The 15443-nt window shown below is 58.5% G+C and carries 14 protein-coding genes; 9 read left to right on the forward strand and 5 right to left on the reverse strand.

Going from position 1 to position 15443, the window contains the following annotated elements; translation table 11 throughout:
* Positions 1 to 105: 105 nt before the first annotated feature.
* Positions 106 to 1005: a DMT family transporter gene (locus J7E41_RS16655; RefSeq protein ID WP_214994444.1), complete on the forward strand. Its 900-nt coding sequence runs from the start codon at positions 106 to 108 to the stop codon at positions 1003 to 1005.
* A 122-nt stretch (positions 1006 to 1127) separates the two neighbouring features.
* On the opposite strand, the gene norR is transcribed toward J7E41_RS16655, so the two are convergent.
* A complete protein-coding gene (gene norR, locus J7E41_RS16660) occupies positions 1128 to 2675 on the reverse strand; it encodes a nitric oxide reductase transcriptional regulator NorR (protein WP_214994446.1) in 1548 nt (515 codons plus the stop codon).
* 147 nt (positions 2676 to 2822) lie between these two features.
* Between norR and hmpA the strand changes: the two genes are divergently transcribed.
* From hmpA to queC, 8 genes are all read left to right on the forward strand, one after another.
* A complete protein-coding gene (hmpA, locus tag J7E41_RS16665; RefSeq protein WP_214994448.1) occupies positions 2823 to 4004 on the forward strand; it encodes an NO-inducible flavohemoprotein in 1182 nt (393 codons plus the stop codon).
* Between the two features lie 270 nt (positions 4005 to 4274).
* Positions 4275 to 4781 carry a disulfide bond formation protein B gene (locus J7E41_RS16670; protein WP_214994450.1) on the forward strand — a complete coding sequence of 169 codons (507 nt, stop codon included), beginning with the start codon at positions 4275 to 4277 and terminating at the stop codon, positions 4779 to 4781.
* A gap of 798 nt (positions 4782 to 5579) precedes the next feature.
* A complete protein-coding gene (cyoA, locus tag J7E41_RS16675; protein ID WP_214994765.1) occupies positions 5580 to 6521 on the forward strand; it encodes a ubiquinol oxidase subunit II in 942 nt (313 codons plus the stop codon).
* Between the two features lie 3 nt (positions 6522 to 6524).
* Positions 6525 to 8543: a cytochrome o ubiquinol oxidase subunit I gene (gene cyoB, locus J7E41_RS16680; RefSeq protein ID WP_214994452.1), complete on the forward strand. Its 2019-nt coding sequence runs from the start codon at positions 6525 to 6527 to the stop codon at positions 8541 to 8543.
* Positions 8544 to 8546: 3 nt separating this feature from the next.
* Positions 8547 to 9173, forward strand: coding sequence for a cytochrome o ubiquinol oxidase subunit III (locus tag J7E41_RS16685; protein ID WP_214994453.1), 627 nt, complete (start codon positions 8547 to 8549; stop codon positions 9171 to 9173).
* Positions 9173 to 9508 carry a cytochrome o ubiquinol oxidase subunit IV gene (gene cyoD, locus J7E41_RS16690; RefSeq protein WP_214994454.1) on the forward strand — a complete coding sequence of 112 codons (336 nt, stop codon included), beginning with the start codon at positions 9173 to 9175 and terminating at the stop codon, positions 9506 to 9508. The genes J7E41_RS16685 and cyoD overlap by 1 nt, the downstream gene beginning before the upstream one ends.
* A gap of 11 nt (positions 9509 to 9519) precedes the next feature.
* Positions 9520 to 10407: a heme o synthase gene (gene cyoE, locus J7E41_RS16695; RefSeq protein ID WP_214994455.1), complete on the forward strand. Its 888-nt coding sequence runs from the start codon at positions 9520 to 9522 to the stop codon at positions 10405 to 10407.
* A 115-nt stretch (positions 10408 to 10522) separates the two neighbouring features.
* Complete coding sequence (queC, locus tag J7E41_RS16700) at positions 10523 to 11218, forward strand: 7-cyano-7-deazaguanine synthase QueC (RefSeq protein WP_214994766.1); 696 nt, start codon at positions 10523 to 10525, stop codon at positions 11216 to 11218.
* A 64-nt stretch (positions 11219 to 11282) separates the two neighbouring features.
* On the opposite strand, the gene J7E41_RS16705 is transcribed toward queC, so the two are convergent.
* The 4 genes from J7E41_RS16705 to J7E41_RS16720 all read right to left on the reverse strand — a co-directional run bounded on the left by J7E41_RS16705 (position 11283) and on the right by J7E41_RS16720 (position 15429).
* Positions 11283 to 11987 carry a hypothetical protein gene (locus J7E41_RS16705; protein ID WP_214994456.1) on the reverse strand — a complete coding sequence of 235 codons (705 nt, stop codon included), beginning with the start codon at positions 11985 to 11987 and terminating at the stop codon, positions 11283 to 11285.
* A 338-nt stretch (positions 11988 to 12325) separates the two neighbouring features.
* Entirely contained in the window at positions 12326 to 13609 is a 1284-nt protein-coding gene (locus tag J7E41_RS16710) for an NAD(P)/FAD-dependent oxidoreductase (RefSeq protein ID WP_214994458.1), read from the reverse strand.
* 218 nt (positions 13610 to 13827) lie between these two features.
* Positions 13828 to 14658, reverse strand: a complete 831-nt coding sequence (locus tag J7E41_RS16715) for a transporter substrate-binding domain-containing protein (RefSeq protein ID WP_214994460.1) — start codon at positions 14656 to 14658, stop codon at positions 13828 to 13830.
* A gap of 42 nt (positions 14659 to 14700) precedes the next feature.
* Positions 14701 to 15429: an amino acid ABC transporter ATP-binding protein gene (locus tag J7E41_RS16720; protein ID WP_214994768.1), complete on the reverse strand. Its 729-nt coding sequence runs from the start codon at positions 15427 to 15429 to the stop codon at positions 14701 to 14703.
* Between the last annotated feature and the right edge of the window lie 14 nt (positions 15430 to 15443).

Raw genomic sequence — 15443 nt, forward strand, 5'->3', positions numbered from 1 at the left:
CCCGTAACAGGCGCTGTGATCCCATCAGCCGACAAAAGCGCAAGAATGTGCAAGAGGCGCCGACCGCTGCGGGGCGACACTGAGGCTCGACCACCGGAGTGCGCCATGAACCTTTCCCTGTATTTACTTACCGTGCTGATCTGGGGCACCACCTGGATTGCCCTCAAGCTGCAATTGGGCGTGGTGGCGATTCCCGTGTCGATCGTCTATCGCTTCGGCCTGGCAGCGCTGGTGTTGTTTGTGCTGCTGCTGGTCAGCCGCAAGCTGCAGGTGATGAACCGTCGTGGGCATCTGATCTGTCTGGCCCAGGGCTTGTGCCTGTTCTGCGTCAACTTCATGTGCTTCCTGACCGCCAGCCAATGGATCCCCAGCGGTCTGGTGGCGGTGGTGTTCTCCACGGCAACCTTGTGGAACGCCCTGAACGCGCGGGTATTCTTTGGCCAGAAAGTCGCCCGCAACGTATTGATGGGCGGCGGCCTTGGGTTGTTGGGCTTGGGGCTGCTGTTCTGGCCGGAGTTGGCCGGGCACACCACCAGCCCGCAGACGTTGCTCGGCCTGGGGTTGGCGCTGCTGGGGACGATGTGTTTCTCGGCGGGCAATATGTTGTCGAGCCTGCAACAGAAAGCCGGACTCAAGCCGCTGACCACCAATGCCTGGGGCATGGCTTATGGCGCGTCGATGCTGGCGCTGTACTGCGTGTTCCAGGGGATTCCTTTCAACATGGAGTGGAACACCCGTTATATCGGCTCGCTGCTGTACCTGGTGATCCCGGGTTCGGTGATCGGGTTTACGGCGTACCTGACGCTGGTGGGGCGTATGGGGCCAGAGCGTGCGGCGTATTGCACGGTGCTGTTCCCGGTGGTGGCGCTGAACGTCTCGGCCTTTGCCGAAGGTTATCAATGGACGGCGCCGGCGTTGGCGGGATTGGTGCTGGTGATGTTGGGGAACGTGCTGGTGTTTCGTAAGCCCAAACCGGTGGTTGTTGGGGCTCGAACCCTGGCATGACCTGTAGCCGCTGCCGAGGTACGAGGCAGCGATGGGTTTGGTGCGGCATTCCGACGAAGCGACCCCAAGGGCGATCCTGCGGACACGCATCGCAGCCTCGTACCTCGGCAGCGGCTACAGGGCTATTTCATTCCCAATCGCTTGGCCATCCGCCCCAGGTTCGCTCGGTCCAGTCCCAGCTCCCGGGCGGCGTTGGCCCAATTGTGTTGGTGCCGTTCCAGGCAATCGCTGATCACCTGGCGCTGATAGTTTTCGGTGGCCAGGCGTAGATCGCCTGTCACCTCTGGCAAGGCCGCAACCGGTTGCTCTTCGAGCTGCGGCGCCGAGACGTTCGGTAAGTCCAGGTCCTGTGCACTCAGGCTGAGAATCTTCGGCCGCTCCCGGCAATTGCCCAGGGCTTTCAAGGCGCTGCGGCCGATCAGGTGTTCCAGTTCGCGCACGTTGCCCGGCCAGGCATATGCCAGCAAGGCCGCCTGGGCGTCGCTGGTCAGGCGCAGGCTGCCCAGGCCCATGCGTGACCGGTTCTGTTCAAGGAAGAATCCGGCGAGCAGCAGCACATCGCGACCACGCTCGCGCAGGGCCGGGACTTGCAACGGGTACACACTCAAGCGGTGGTAGAAGTCGGCGCGATAACGCCCGTTGCGCACTTCCTCGGCCAGGTCGCGGTTGGTGGCGGCAATCAGGCGCACATCCACTTGATGCTCCTGATCCGAACCCAGGCGCTGCAACTGCCCGCTTTGCAGCACCCGCAACAGCTTGGCCTGGACACTGAGCGACAACTCGCCCACTTCGTCGAGAAACAGCGTGCCGCCATTGGCCAGTTCGAACTTGCCCCGGCGCTCATTCAGCGCGCCGGTAAAGGCACCGCGCACATGGCCGAACAGTTCGCTTTCCACCAGGGTTTCCGGCAGCGCCGCGCAGTTGAGGCTGATCAGCGGTTTCTCGGCCCGCGGCGAGGCGGCGTGGATGGCCTGGGCCACCAGCTCCTTGCCGACGCCGGTTTCGCCGGTGATTAATACCGTCAGATCGCTGCCGCCCACCAGCTTGATCTCCTCCATCAAGCGCTTGTGGCTTTTGCTCTGGCCGATCATTTCCTTGTGCTGCTGGCCGCTGGCCTGGCGGTAGATCTCGGCGCGCTGGTGTTCGTCTTCGGCACGGATGGACAAGCGTTCGATGCGCTCGGCGGCATTGACCGTGGCCGCGGCGAGGCTGGCGAAGGCTTGCAGGGCATCCAGCTCGACCCGTTCAAAACGCTCGATGTCGAGGGCGTCGAGGGTCAGCAGGCCCCAAGGGCGGTCGTCGACAAACAGCGGGCAGCCCATGCAGTCGTGGACTTCCAAGTGACCGTGCAGGCCATCCACCAGGCCGTCGTAGGGGTCGGGCAGTTTGCTGTCACTGTCAAAGCGGGTAGGGCCAGGGCTGCTGAGCAGCACCTCGAAGCGCGGGTGTTCGCTGATCTTGAAGCGCCGCCCGAGGGTATCGGCGCTCAAGCCATCCACTGCCAGGGGCACCAGCCATTCACCGTCCAGGCGCAGCAACGCGGCGGCGTCGCACGGCAGTAGGGCGCGCATGGCCTGGAGCAAGCGTCGATAGCGTTCGCCTTCGGGCAGTTCGCGGGACAGGTCGGCGACCAGGGGCAGCAGGGTGGTGAGCAGCGATTGTGCAGTCATAATGACTCCTTGTAGTCATACTGACTATAGTGTGTAGGAAGTCATACTGACTACAAATAATTTAAGTCATTGATTTATAACTGATTATAAGTTGGCACGAATACTGAGTAACAAAGGGTAATCAGTAAGAAGACTCAGGAGTCTGCCATGCTTAGTGCCCAAGACCGTGCCATCGTCAAATCCACCGTGCCCCTGCTGGAAAGTGGCGGCGAAGCCCTGATCACCCATTTCTACCGCATGATGCTGTCCGAGTACCCGGAAGTTCGCCCGCTGTTCAACCAGGCACACCAGGCCAGCGGCGACCAGCCCCGGGCCTTGGCCAACGGCGTGCTGATGTACGCCCGCCACATCGACCAGTTGGACCAGTTGGGCGACTTGGTGGCGAAGATCATCAACAAGCATGTGGCCCTGCAGATCCTGCCGGAGCATTACCCTATTGTCGGTACCTGCCTGCTGCGGGCAATTTCCGAAGTATTGGGCAGCGAGATTGCCACGCCTGAAGTGATGAGTGCCTGGGGCGCCGCGTATGGCCAACTGGCCGATATCCTGATCGGGGCCGAAGCCGCCATCTACGACGAGAAAGCCCAGGCGCCGGGCGGCTGGCGCGGTGCGCGGTCGTTTACCTTGGTCAAACGTGTGGAGGAGAGCAGTGAAATCATCTCTTTCTACTTCGAACCTGTGGATAAAGGCCCGATCCTGGCGGCTGAACCTGGCCAGTATATCGGTATGAAATTGCTGCTCGATGGCGAGGAAGTGCGCCGCAACTATTCACTGTCGGCGCTTAGCGACAAGGGGCAGTACCGCATCAGCGTCAAGCGTGAAGACGGTGGACGGGCGTCCAACTACCTGCATGATCAGTTTCAGGTCGGTGCAACTATTGACCTGTTCCCGCCATCGGGCGAGTTCACCCTGGTGGCCAGCGACAAGCCGCTGGTGTTGATCAGCGGTGGTGTTGGCATCACCCCAACCCTGCCGATGCTGGAAGCGGCGCTGGCCACCGAGCGTACGGTGCACTTTATCCACTGCGCCCGTAACGGTGAGGTGCATGCGTTCCGTGATTGGGTGGACGCCCTCGCTGCGCGTCATCCGCAGCTCAAGCGCTTCTATTGCTATGCCGAAGACGATGGCGTGAGCCCGGCGGCGGACAAGGTGGGGATGCTGAGCGAGGAGCAACTGGCGGCGTGGTTGCCTGAGCAGCGGGACGTGGATGCGTACTTCCTGGGACCTAAAGGGTTTATGGCGGCGATGAAGCGTCACCTCAAAGCTCTGGGTGTGCCGGAGAAGCAGAGCCGGTATGAGTTCTTTGGGCCGGCGGCGGCGTTGGAATAAATCACTAGGACCCACATGGTCGAATAGGTGGGAGCGGGCTTGTGTGGGAGCGGGCTTGCTCGCGAAGGCGGTGGTTCAGTCCCAGAAGGATTGACTGATACACCGTCTTCGCGAGCAAACCCGCTCCCACATTCTGTTCCTCATTGCCTGGGATTAATCCGCCGTTAACCCTTCTGTTTAACGCTTGTGACGCCAACTGCTCAACGTTCACGCGCGGCGTGTAAACTTGCGGCCATTGGCAGCAACCATTATTGGCAAAGGGATACGGGGATGAGTAACGACATGCGTTTGGGACGGGAACGACGCTTTCTGGTGCTGCTGGGCATTATCTGCCTGGCGCTGATCGGCGGGGCGCTGTACATGCAAGTGGTGCTGGGCGAGGCGCCGTGCCCGCTGTGTATCTTGCAACGCTATGCCTTGCTGCTGATCGCAGTTTTCGCGTTCATCGGCGCCGCCATGCGCACCCGGGGCGGCGTCACGCTGTTTGAAGGGCTGGTAGTGCTCAGTGCCTTGGGTGGCGTGGCCGCGGCGGGCCATCATGTGTACACCCAGTTCTACCCCCAGGTCAGCTGTGGTATCGATGTGCTGCAGCCGATTGTCGATGATCTGCCCCTGGCCAAGGTGTTTCCCCTGGGTTTTCAGGTGGATGGTTTCTGCAGCACGCCTTACCCACCGATCCTCGGCCTGTCCCTGGCCCAATGGGCGCTGGTGGCCTTTGTGCTGACGGTGATCCTGGTACCGCTGGGCATTTACCGCAATCGCCAGAACAAAGCCTGAGCCGTAAACAATCAAACGCCCCGGCCTTCCTTATAAAGAAGGCCGGGGCGTTTTTGTTTGTAGGCATTTTGTGAAGGGACCGTGATGCGGGGCAAGTTTGGGTGCGCGCAGTGTGCGACATGTTGTCACAGTGGAGATGTCGCAGGAGGTTTCCCACCCCTTAGGCAGCTAAGTAAATTTGCATCCGCGCGAGAATTCTGGCTGTCAGTTCATCGTTTGAGCAATGCCACGAGCCACAGGCTGTCCATGACATTGGCTGATGTCTGAATGCCTTGTTTTTAGGGGGCTTGGATGCGTTTCCTAATCCCTTACGAGGTGTAGGGGCTGTGGCGTAATGCCCTATAACACGGCACTTTTTGGGGTTTTTGTTGAGAATCAAACGCGATACGATCGCGCACCTTTGCAATAATGGTGAAGGATTATTGCTGGAAACGATAAAAATTATTTCTGGATAAGACATGGTTTCTACATCCTTACCTATCTACAATCGCCCGCACTGAATGTCCGGTGCTGCTCATCCCATGAGTTTCAGGGCGGTCGAGAGGCGCAGGAACTGCTTCATGCGACCCCCAGGTGCCGGCAGCCTTCAACTATCCGCACCAAATGGAATTGGTCTGTAACAAGGCCTTTGACCCACGAATTCGAATAAGAACTTCCCGCTAACCCGGACGTGTCGATCGCGCATAGCGTGACGAGCGGGCCCTTATTCAATCGAAGAGAAATGCCAACCCTTGGCAGGGTGAAGTGTTGGCGATCAAAACCCAACTGCATTGCGCAAGCTGCTTTAGAGGTCGTGAGATGAGTAAAAACAGGTACCCCCGATTACTAGGCTTTTTGCCGCTGCTCGGCATGTTTTTAATGCTGGGAGGCTGCAAGTGGACCTTGCTGGACCCAAAAGGACAGGTCGGTCTGGATCAACGAAACCTGATCATCACTGCCACCCTGCTGATGCTGTTGGTCGTGGTGCCCGTGATCATCATGACGTTCGCGTTCGCCTGGAAATACCGCGCGTCCAACACCAAGGCGACCTACGCGCCGAAGTGGTCGCACTCCACCAAGATCGAAATCGCGGTGTGGCTGGTCCCGGTACTCATCATCATCGCCCTGGGTTACATCACCTATAAGTCGACCCACGAGCTGGACCCTTACCGTCCGCTGGACTCCGACGTCAAGCCGATCAACATCGAAGTGGTCGCGCTGGACTGGAAGTGGCTGTTCATCTACCCGGACCTGGGTATCGCCACGGTCAACGAGATCCAGTTCCCGGAAAACACCCCGCTTAACTTCCGGATCACCTCCGACGCCGTGATGAACTCGTTCTTCATCCCTGCGCTCGGCGGCCAGATCTACGCGATGGCAGGCATGCAGACCCGCCTGCACTTGATCGCGAACGAAAAAGCTGAAATGGAAGGCATCTCCGCCAACTACAGCGGTGCTGGCTTCACCGGCATGAAATTCAAAGCGATCTCGACGAGCCAGGAAGACTTCAACGCCTGGGTAGCCGAAGTCAAGGCCGCACCTAAACAGCTTGATCAAGCTGAATACGAAGCCCTTGCCAAACCAAGCCAAAACAACCCAGTCGCCCTGTACTCCACGTACGAGCCGGACCTGTTTCAGAAAATCGTCGACAAGTACGAAGGTATGAAGCCAGGCAAGCCGGTCAAGCACGAGAAGAAAGAAGTGGCCGCGGTTGAAGGTTCTGACACGGGCTCGCATTCAACTGCTGGGGCAGAGGAGTAAACGATGTTTGGTAAATTAAGTTGGGATGCGGTCCCGTTCCACGAGCCGATCGTGATGGTGACCATCGCCATGATCGCGCTGGGTGGTCTGGCACTGTTTGCAGGTATCACTTACTTCAAGAAGTGGACCTACCTGTGGACCGAGTGGCTGACTTCCGTCGACCACAAGAAAATCGGCGTCATGTACGTCATCGTTGCCATGGTCATGCTGCTGCGTGGTTTTGCCGACGCCATCATGATGCGTACCCAGTTGGCTATGGCCACCGAAGGTTCGCCTGGCTACCTGCCACCTGAACACTATGACCAGATCTTCACCGCCCACGGTGTGATCATGATCATCTTCATGGCGATGCCTTTCTTCACCGGCCTGATGAACCTTGCCTTGCCGCTGCAGATTGGTGCGCGTGACGTTGCCTACCCGTTCCTGAACTCCCTGAGCTTCTGGCTGCTGGTATCCGGCGTGGTGCTGATCAACCTGTCCCTGGGCGTCGGCGAATTCGCCAAGACCGGTTGGGTTGCGTATCCGCCATTGTCGGGCCTGCAATACAGTCCGGGCGTGGGTGTGGACTACTACATCTGGGCGCTACAGCTATCAGGACTCGGGACGACATTGACGGGGGTCAACTTCCTGGCCACCGTCTTGAAAATGCGCGCCCCTGGCATGAAGCTGATGGACATGCCGATCTTCACCTGGACCTGCACCTGGGCCAACGTACTGATCGTTGCTTCGTTCCCGATTCTGGCTGCAACCATGGCGTTGCTGTCGCTTGACCGTTACCTGGATTTCCACATTTTCACCAATGAACTTGGTGGCAATCCAATGATGTACGTGAACCTGTTCTGGGCATGGGGTCACCCTGAGGTGTACATCCTGATCCTGCCAGCGTTCGGTATCTTCTCTGAAGTGATCTCGACCTTCTCCGGCAAGCGCCTGTTCGGTCACCACTCGATGATCTACGCCTCGGGCGCGATCTCGGTGCTGGGCTTCATGGTTTGGCTGCACCACTTCTTCACCATGGGTTCGGGGGCCAGCGTCAACGCGTTCTTCGGACTGGCGACGATGCTGATTTCGATCCCGACGGGGGTGAAGCTATTTAACTGGCTATTCACCATTTACCACGGCCGTTTGCGCATCACCAGCCAGGTTCTGTGGACCCTGGGCTTCATGGTGACCTTCGCCATCGGCGGCATGACCGGCGTACTGCTGGCCATCCCGGGTGCTGACTTCGTGTTGCACAACAGCCTGTTCGTGATCGCTCACTTCCACAACGTGATCATCGGCGGCGCGGTATTCGGCTACATCGCAGGTTTCAGCTTCTACTTCCCGAAAGCGTTCGGCTTCAAGCTGCACGAAGGCTGGGGCAAGGCTGCATTCTGGTTCTGGATCTCGGGCTTCTTCGTCGCGTTCATGCCGCTCTATGCACTGGGCTTCATGGGCATGACCCGTCGTCTGAACGCCACCACCAACCCTGAGTGGGTGCCGTACCTGTACGTCGCCATGTTCGGTGCGGTGATGATTGCTGTCGGTATCGCCTGCCAGTTGATTCAGCTGTATGTCAGCGTGCGTGATCGCAAGCAGAACATGTGCGAATCCGGCGACCCATGGAATGCACACACCCTGGAATGGTCGACCTCCTCGCCACCTCCGTTCTACAACTTCGCTGTGTTGCCCAAAGCCAACAGCATCGATCCGTTCACTGAAGCCAAGGAAGATGGTACTGCGTACCAGAAGCCGGCTCACTACGAACCGATCCACATGCCGAACAACACCGCCACTGGCGTGGTGATGGGCGCGCTGTTGACCGTGTTCGGTTTCGCGATGATCTGGCACATCTGGTGGCTGGCCATCGTTAGTCTGGTGGGTACCATCGGTTACTTCGTCGTCCACGCTGCCCGTGACGATCAAGGCTACATGGTGCCGGTCGACGTGATCGAACGCATCGAAGCCGAGCAACACGCTCGCCTGGTAGCCGAGAAGAAGATCCCGGCCAACCGTGTTGAAACCTCGTTGGAACAGGCTTAAACCATGTCGAACTTAGTGACCAATGCTGGACACGCCCATGTCGATGACCATGGGCACGATGACCATCACCACGACTCGGGCCCGATGACCGTCTTCGGTTTCTGGCTCTACCTGATGACCGACTGCATCTTGTTTGCGTCGATCTTCGCGGTGTACGCGGTACTGGTAAACAACGTAGCGGGTGGCCCGTCGGGCCACGACATCTTCGAACTGCCTTACGTGCTCGGCGAAACCGCCTTGCTGTTGTTCAGTTCGATCACCTACGGCTTCGCCATGCTGGCGTTCTACCGGGGCAACAAGAAGGGCGTGCTGAGCTGGTTGGCGCTGACCTTCCTGTTCGGCCTGGGCTTCATCGGCATGGAGATCAACGAGTTCCACCTGCTGATCTCCGAAGGCTACGGCCCTAGCCGCAGCGGCTTCCTGTCGGCGTTCTTCACGCTGGTCGGTACCCACGGTCTGCACGTATCTGCCGGTCTGATCTGGATGGCGGTGATGATGTATCAGGTCAACAAGCACGGCCTGACCAACACCAACAAGACTCGCCTGAGCTGCCTGAGCCTGTTCTGGCACTTCCTGGACGTGGTCTGGATCTGCGTCTTCACCGTTGTTTACTTGATGGGGACCCTGTAATGGCTAATTCGCACTCCCATGACAGCCATGATGCGAGCCACGGCAGCGTAAAGTCGTACGCCATCGGCTTCATCCTGTCGGTAATCCTGACGTTGATTCCGTTCGGTCTGGTGATGTACCCGACTCTGCCGAAATCCATCACGCTGATGATCGTTCTGGCATTCGCGGTGATTCAGGTTCTGGTTCACCTGGTGTACTTCCTGCACCTGGACCGTTCGAAGGCTCAGCGCGATAACGTGATTGCGTTCGTGTTCGCAGGTTTGGTAATCCTCCTGCTGGTTGGCCTGTCGGTATGGATCATGTTCAGCATCCATACGTTCATGATGGCGAAGTGAGGTAAGACCCGATGTCGCTTAAGCACTTTATCCAAATCACCAAACCGGGGATCATTTTCGGTAACGTGCTTTCTGTGGCAGGCGGCTTCTTCCTGGCCTCCAAGGGACATGTCGATCTGGCCATTTTCCTGGCTGCGATGATTGGCACGTCCCTGGTGGTGGCTTCCGGTTGCGTGTTCAACAACTGCATCGACCGCGACATCGACATCAAGATGGAGCGCACCAAGAATCGTGTGCTGGTCCAGGGCCTCATCTCCCTGAAGCTGGCACTGATCTTCGCGACCGTCCTGGGTGTTGCCGGTGTGGTGCTGTTGTACAAGGTGGCCAATCCGCTGGCGGCGCTGTTTGCCGTGATCGGCTTTGTCATCTACGTCGGCCTCTACAGCCTGTACCTCAAGCGCAAGTCGGTTCACGGCACGCTGGTGGGCAGTCTGTCGGGGGCGATGCCGCCGGTGATTGGTTATGTGGCTGTGACCAATAGCTTCGACATGGCCGCGCTGGTGCTACTGGTGATGTTCAGCCTGTGGCAGATGCCGCACTCTTACGCCATCGCGATCTTCCGTTTCAACGACTACCTGGCAGCTTCGATTCCGGTATTGCCGGTCAAGCGCGGCATCCAGGTCGCGAAGAAATACATCCTGCTCTACATCCTGGCCTTCCTTGTGGCGACCTTGATGTTGACCTTCAGTGGCTACGCCGGCATGAGCTACCTCGCCGTCGCCGCCGCCATGGGCATGTACTGGTTGTACATGGCCTGGACCGGCTACAAGGCGGTGGATGACACCGTCTGGGCGCGCAAGCTGTTCGTGTTCTCGATCTTCACCATCACCGCTTTGAGCGTGATGATGTCCCTGGATTTCCGGGTGCCGAGTGAACTGCTGGTGACCTACGCGCACTGAGTGGTAATGCAGTAAAAGAGCCCCGCCTTCGAGAGAAACGCGGGGTTTTTTATTGAGTGCCCTTCAACGGGCCGTTTAAACTGTTGTGATTGCTCTTAATGCAGGAAGCAGAATGATGAAGAAAAAAGCCGTGATCGTATTCAGTGGCGGGCAGGATTCGACGACCTGTTTGATCCAGGCGCTGCCTCTGTATGACGAAGTGCATTGCATTACCTTTGATTATGGTCAGCGCCATGTTGCGGAAATTGAAGTCGCACAGAAGCTCTCAAAGCAGCTAGGCGCCACCGTGCATAAAGTGCTCGACACCTCTTTGCTCAATGAGTTGGCCATCAGCAGCCTCACCCGCGACAACATCCCGGTGCCGACGGTAAACAGTTCAGGTGAAAGCCTGCCAAGCACGTTCGTGCCGGGAAGAAACATTCTGTTTTTAACCCTGGCGTCTATTTATGCCTATCAAGTACAGGCTGAGACGGTCATCACCGGTGTGTGTGAAACCGACTTCTCCGGCTATCCGGATTGCCGTGACGAGTTTGTCAAAGCGCTGAATAAAGCCCTTCAGTTGGGCATGGAATACAACGTGCGCCTTGAAACGCCGCTGATGTGGCTGAACAAGGCAGAGACGTGGGCGTTGGCGGATTACCACAATCAACTGGACTTGATTCGAAATCAGACGTTGACCTGCTACAACGGCATTATCGGCAGTGGCTGCGGCAACTGCGATGCCTGCAATCTTCGCGCTAAAGGCTTGAATGATTATCTGGAAAACAAAACAGAAGTCATGCAGAGCCTGAAAAGCAAACTGGCCGGATAGGCATGACACTGAAAAGCCCCGTCTTCGAGAGAAGTACGGGGCTTTTTAACGGACGTGAAACGGCTTACTGCTGGGCGATGCTGTACCCGTCGAACGCGGTCTGCTGCTGCAACGCGGTGACGATGCTTTTGCGAGTCAACGGCTGTTCGGTGCCAGCGTTATCCACAAAGGTCTCGACTTCCAGTTCCGCTTCATCACCTTCACCCACAAAGCTGAAACCGAGGAACTCAAACGCCTCGCGGTCGACATTCGGCTTGGAACGTGGCGAGCGCAGCGGCAGGGTAACGCTGATGCCGTCCTTGCTGATGGCGAACACTTCGGCTTCTTTCTTGGCCCGTGCAGCCTTGCCTTTGCCTGCGCTCGGGTTGCTGATGGCCTGGTGAGTCTGGTTCAGCACCTTGAGGGCCAGGCCGTAGACCAGCTCCTGAAACTCGGGGTCGTCCTTGAAGCTGGACAGGATGCGGCTGATGGAGAACTTGCTGTTCAGGTCTTCCAGGGCGGCATTGTCGGCGGCTTCGGCGTCCTTGAGCTGCTTGAGCTGGCCCATCAGGTCGTAGGCCTTGTCGTCGTCGAAGGCGTCGTGGGCCTGGCGGATGGCGAGGCGCAGTTCGCGGATCTGGTCGCTTTCCTTGGAGGTGTGGAACGCGTCCAGCACCATCTCACTGATGCTCTTGGCCGCTGGCACGTGCTGTGAAAGGTTGATGGCGTTTTCGTATTCAGCTTTGGACTGCAAGGTGTCTACGGATTCTTCGATACGGGCATCAGACATTGAAATTTCACTACTTCGTTAAACGGGGAGACGGGAAAAGCGTCGGGCATTTTCAGCGGGGAGGCGGATCAGGTCAAGGCAGCACTCTGCCTTCATTGGATCATCCATCTGTTTGATCAAGGCGCTTGCCCATCTCGAAGGCGCGTATTTCATAGCCCATTTCCTGGTACAAACCAGCCCTTTCAAGGCCTTTGATCGCGCAGCCCAATACGGTGAAACATCCAGCTCAAGGCAGTGAAGATCGACAACTCCCATAAGGGTTTTACGTCGCCGGTTAGATCTTCATCCCTGGCCTGATACGACTGACTTTTCAAAGGCCTTGAAAGGCATGGTACTAACTAAGAGCGCAGCCGCTCCTGCACAAAGTCCATCACCTTCAATGAGCGATAGATGGCATTCGCCGCGACCAGCCCGAACGGCCCGCCGTTCCAGGGCAGCAGGTAGGGCTTGAATAGCTCATACCTGCGGGTCTCGCCGCAGACAGCTTCGGCGATTACCCGGCCACCGATGGAGCCAGTGTTCAGGCCATGCCCGCCAAACGAGGTGCAGGCCCACACGCCCGGTTCCAGCAGTCCCAGGTTGGGCATTTTGTGGGTCGCGTAGCCCATCAGGCCTGACCAGGCGAGTTCAATCTTCACTGGTGCCAGTTGTGGATACACCGCGACCATATCGGCCTTGAGCATGGCTGCCAGGGCTTGTTCGTTCTGTTCGTTGCGAGTGGTGATACGCCCGCCCCACAGCAGGCGATCACCTTCCACGACGCGGTAATAGTCTGAGGCGCGACGGTCGTCGGAGAAGGCTGCGTTGGAGTCGAGGACGTTTTTGATGCCATCGCCCAAATGTTCCGTCAGCACCACGTAGGTGGCGATGGGCAGGTAGGCGCGGCTGAGCTTTTGCAACTCCGCGCCGCCGTAGCCACCGGCGCAGAACACCAGGTCCTTGCAGCACACTGTGCCATCGGCGGTCTGGACTATGCGGTCATTACCTTCGCGGTGCCAGGCGAGCATTTTCGACTGTTCGAAAATCCGCCCTCCAGCGGCTTCGATCGCCTGGGCCAGGCCCAGGCAATAATTCAATGGATGAAAATGCAGGGCCTTGGGGTCTTCGACGCCCTGGTAATAGCGTTGGGTATGGGCCCGCTCGCGTACCTGGTGGGTGTCGAGGTAGTTGAGCTCATAGCCGAAGTCCCGGCGCATGCTTTCGATATGGTTTTTCACGCTGACGCTGTCGTCGTAGCGCTTGACCCGAATCGTGCCCGGTGCGGGATCGCAACCGGGGAGCGCCAGATCGGTGATGTTATGCCGCACGATCTCGACACCTTCAGCCGACAGGTTGAACAAGGCCTGGGCGTGTTCCAGCCCAAGCTTTTTGCGGATGGCCCCTGACCCTTCGGCCCAGCCCGGCGAAACCACGCCACCATTGCGTCCGGAAGCGCCCCAGGCAATGTGATGGGCGTCGAGGACGATCACCCGTTTGCCGCGCCGGGTCAGCTCCAGCGCCGCCGTGAGGCCGGCGATTCCCGCGCCGATAACGCACACGTCGCAGGTTTCGTCGGTGCTCAGGCTAGGGCGCGGTACACGGGGAAGCGAAGTTTGCGAGTACCAGGTAGTGGGCATGGTCATTCCTTCAAAGCTCAGTACAGAGGTATCTGCCGTTATTTTCGTGAACACGGATCCCTGTGGCGAGCGGGCTTGCCCGCGTTGGACCGCGAAGCGGTCCCAGTAAGAACAACGCGTTGTTCAGGCAGCGTTCCGTGGCCGGTTTCAGGGCTGCTATGCAGCCCAACGCGGGCAAGCCCGCTCGCCACAGGGGATTCGTCAGCCAATGGTTGTGTGCAGTGCTATTTGACGGTTGAGTAGTCCACGCCATACCACTTGGTCGACAGCTTGCTCAGCGTGCCATCGTCATGCATGGCACCGACGATTTCGGCGAGTTTGGCCTTGAGTTCCGCGTCGCCTTTGTCGGTGGCAATGGCCAATGGCTCGTAGAACACCACGCCATCGATCGCCTTGAGCGGGTAGTTTTTCTTGATCGCCGCTTCCAGGGTGCTGCGCTGGGTGAGGATAGCGTCCAGGCGCACGCCATCTCCCAGGCGCAAGTCGTCCAGTGGTGCCAGGGAGCCCGCGTAAGTCTTCAGTTTGCCGGCCTTGACGTCGCAAGAGGCAGGCGGAATATCACTGGTTTCGATGGCCAGGGCCTGATTCAGGCAGTCCTCGGACGTCGTGCCGCCTTCTACGCCAATGGTCTTGCCATTGAGGGCCTGGCGGTCGGTGACGGTGGACTTGTTGTGCACCGCGAACACATAGGGCACGTAGTAGTAAGTGGCCGGGAAATCGAGAATTCGTGCACGACTTTTAGTCGCCGTCATGGAGCCCACGGACATGTCCCAACGCCCATTCCACTTGCCGGCGGTGATCACGTCCCAGTCCGGTGTGATGAACTTGACCTCCACCCCCAAGCGTTTGGCGATTTCCTTGGACACGTCGATGTCGAAGCCGTCGATTTCGTTCTTGTCGTTGATAAAACCCTGGGGTGGCCAGATGGCCGAGGTCGCCACGGTCATTTGTTTACTGCTCTGGATCTTGTCCAGGACTGCACCGGCGTTGGCCGTGCCGACGAACAGCAGCGACAGGGTTGCCGCCAGGGTGATTGCGCGTTGTTTGCTGAGCATGTCCATCTCCACGTCTGGTTATTGTTATGGGTAAAGCGGCACTCAGTGACCGATGATTTGCGAGAGGAATTTCTGCGCGCGTTCGGTCTGCGGGTTGTTGAAAAATTCGGCGGGGGTGGCTTGTTCGATGACCTGGCCCTGGTCCATGAACAGCACCCGGTCGGCGACCTTGCTGGCGAACCCCATCTCGTGGGTCACGCAGATCATGGTCATGCCGTCGGTGGCCAACTCGCCCATTACCTCCAGCACTTCATGCACCATTTCCGGGTCCAGCGCCGAGGTGGGTTCGTCGAACAGCATGACCTTGGGGTTCATGCACAGCGCCCGGGCAATCGCCACTCGCTGCTGTTGGCCGCCCGACAATTGGGACGGGTACTTGTGGGCGTGTTCGGCAATGCGCACGCGTTCGAGGTAAACCTGGGCGCGTTTTTTCGCCTCGGCCGAGGACACGCCTTGCACCAGCTGCGGGGCCAGGGTCAGGTTGTCCAGGACGCTGAGGTGTGGGAAGAGGTTGAAGCTCTGGAACACCATGCCGATTTCCCGGCGCACCGCGCTGACGCTTTCCGCTTCGCTGGTGAGGGTGATGCCGTTGACCTGGATATGCCCCTTCTGAAAGTTTTCCAGGTGATTGATACAGCGAGTCATCGTGGATTTGCCCGAGCCCGATGGGCCGCACACCACCAGGATTTCGCCGCTGGCGACGTTCAGGTCGACGTCACGCAGCGCATGGAAATTGCCATACCACTTGTTCAGGCCGGTGATGGCGATCATCGACGGGGCGAGGG

This window comes from Pseudomonas fluorescens, assembly GCF_018614655.1.
GTDB classification, from domain to species: Bacteria; Pseudomonadota; Gammaproteobacteria; order Pseudomonadales; family Pseudomonadaceae; genus Aquipseudomonas; species Aquipseudomonas fluorescens_BX.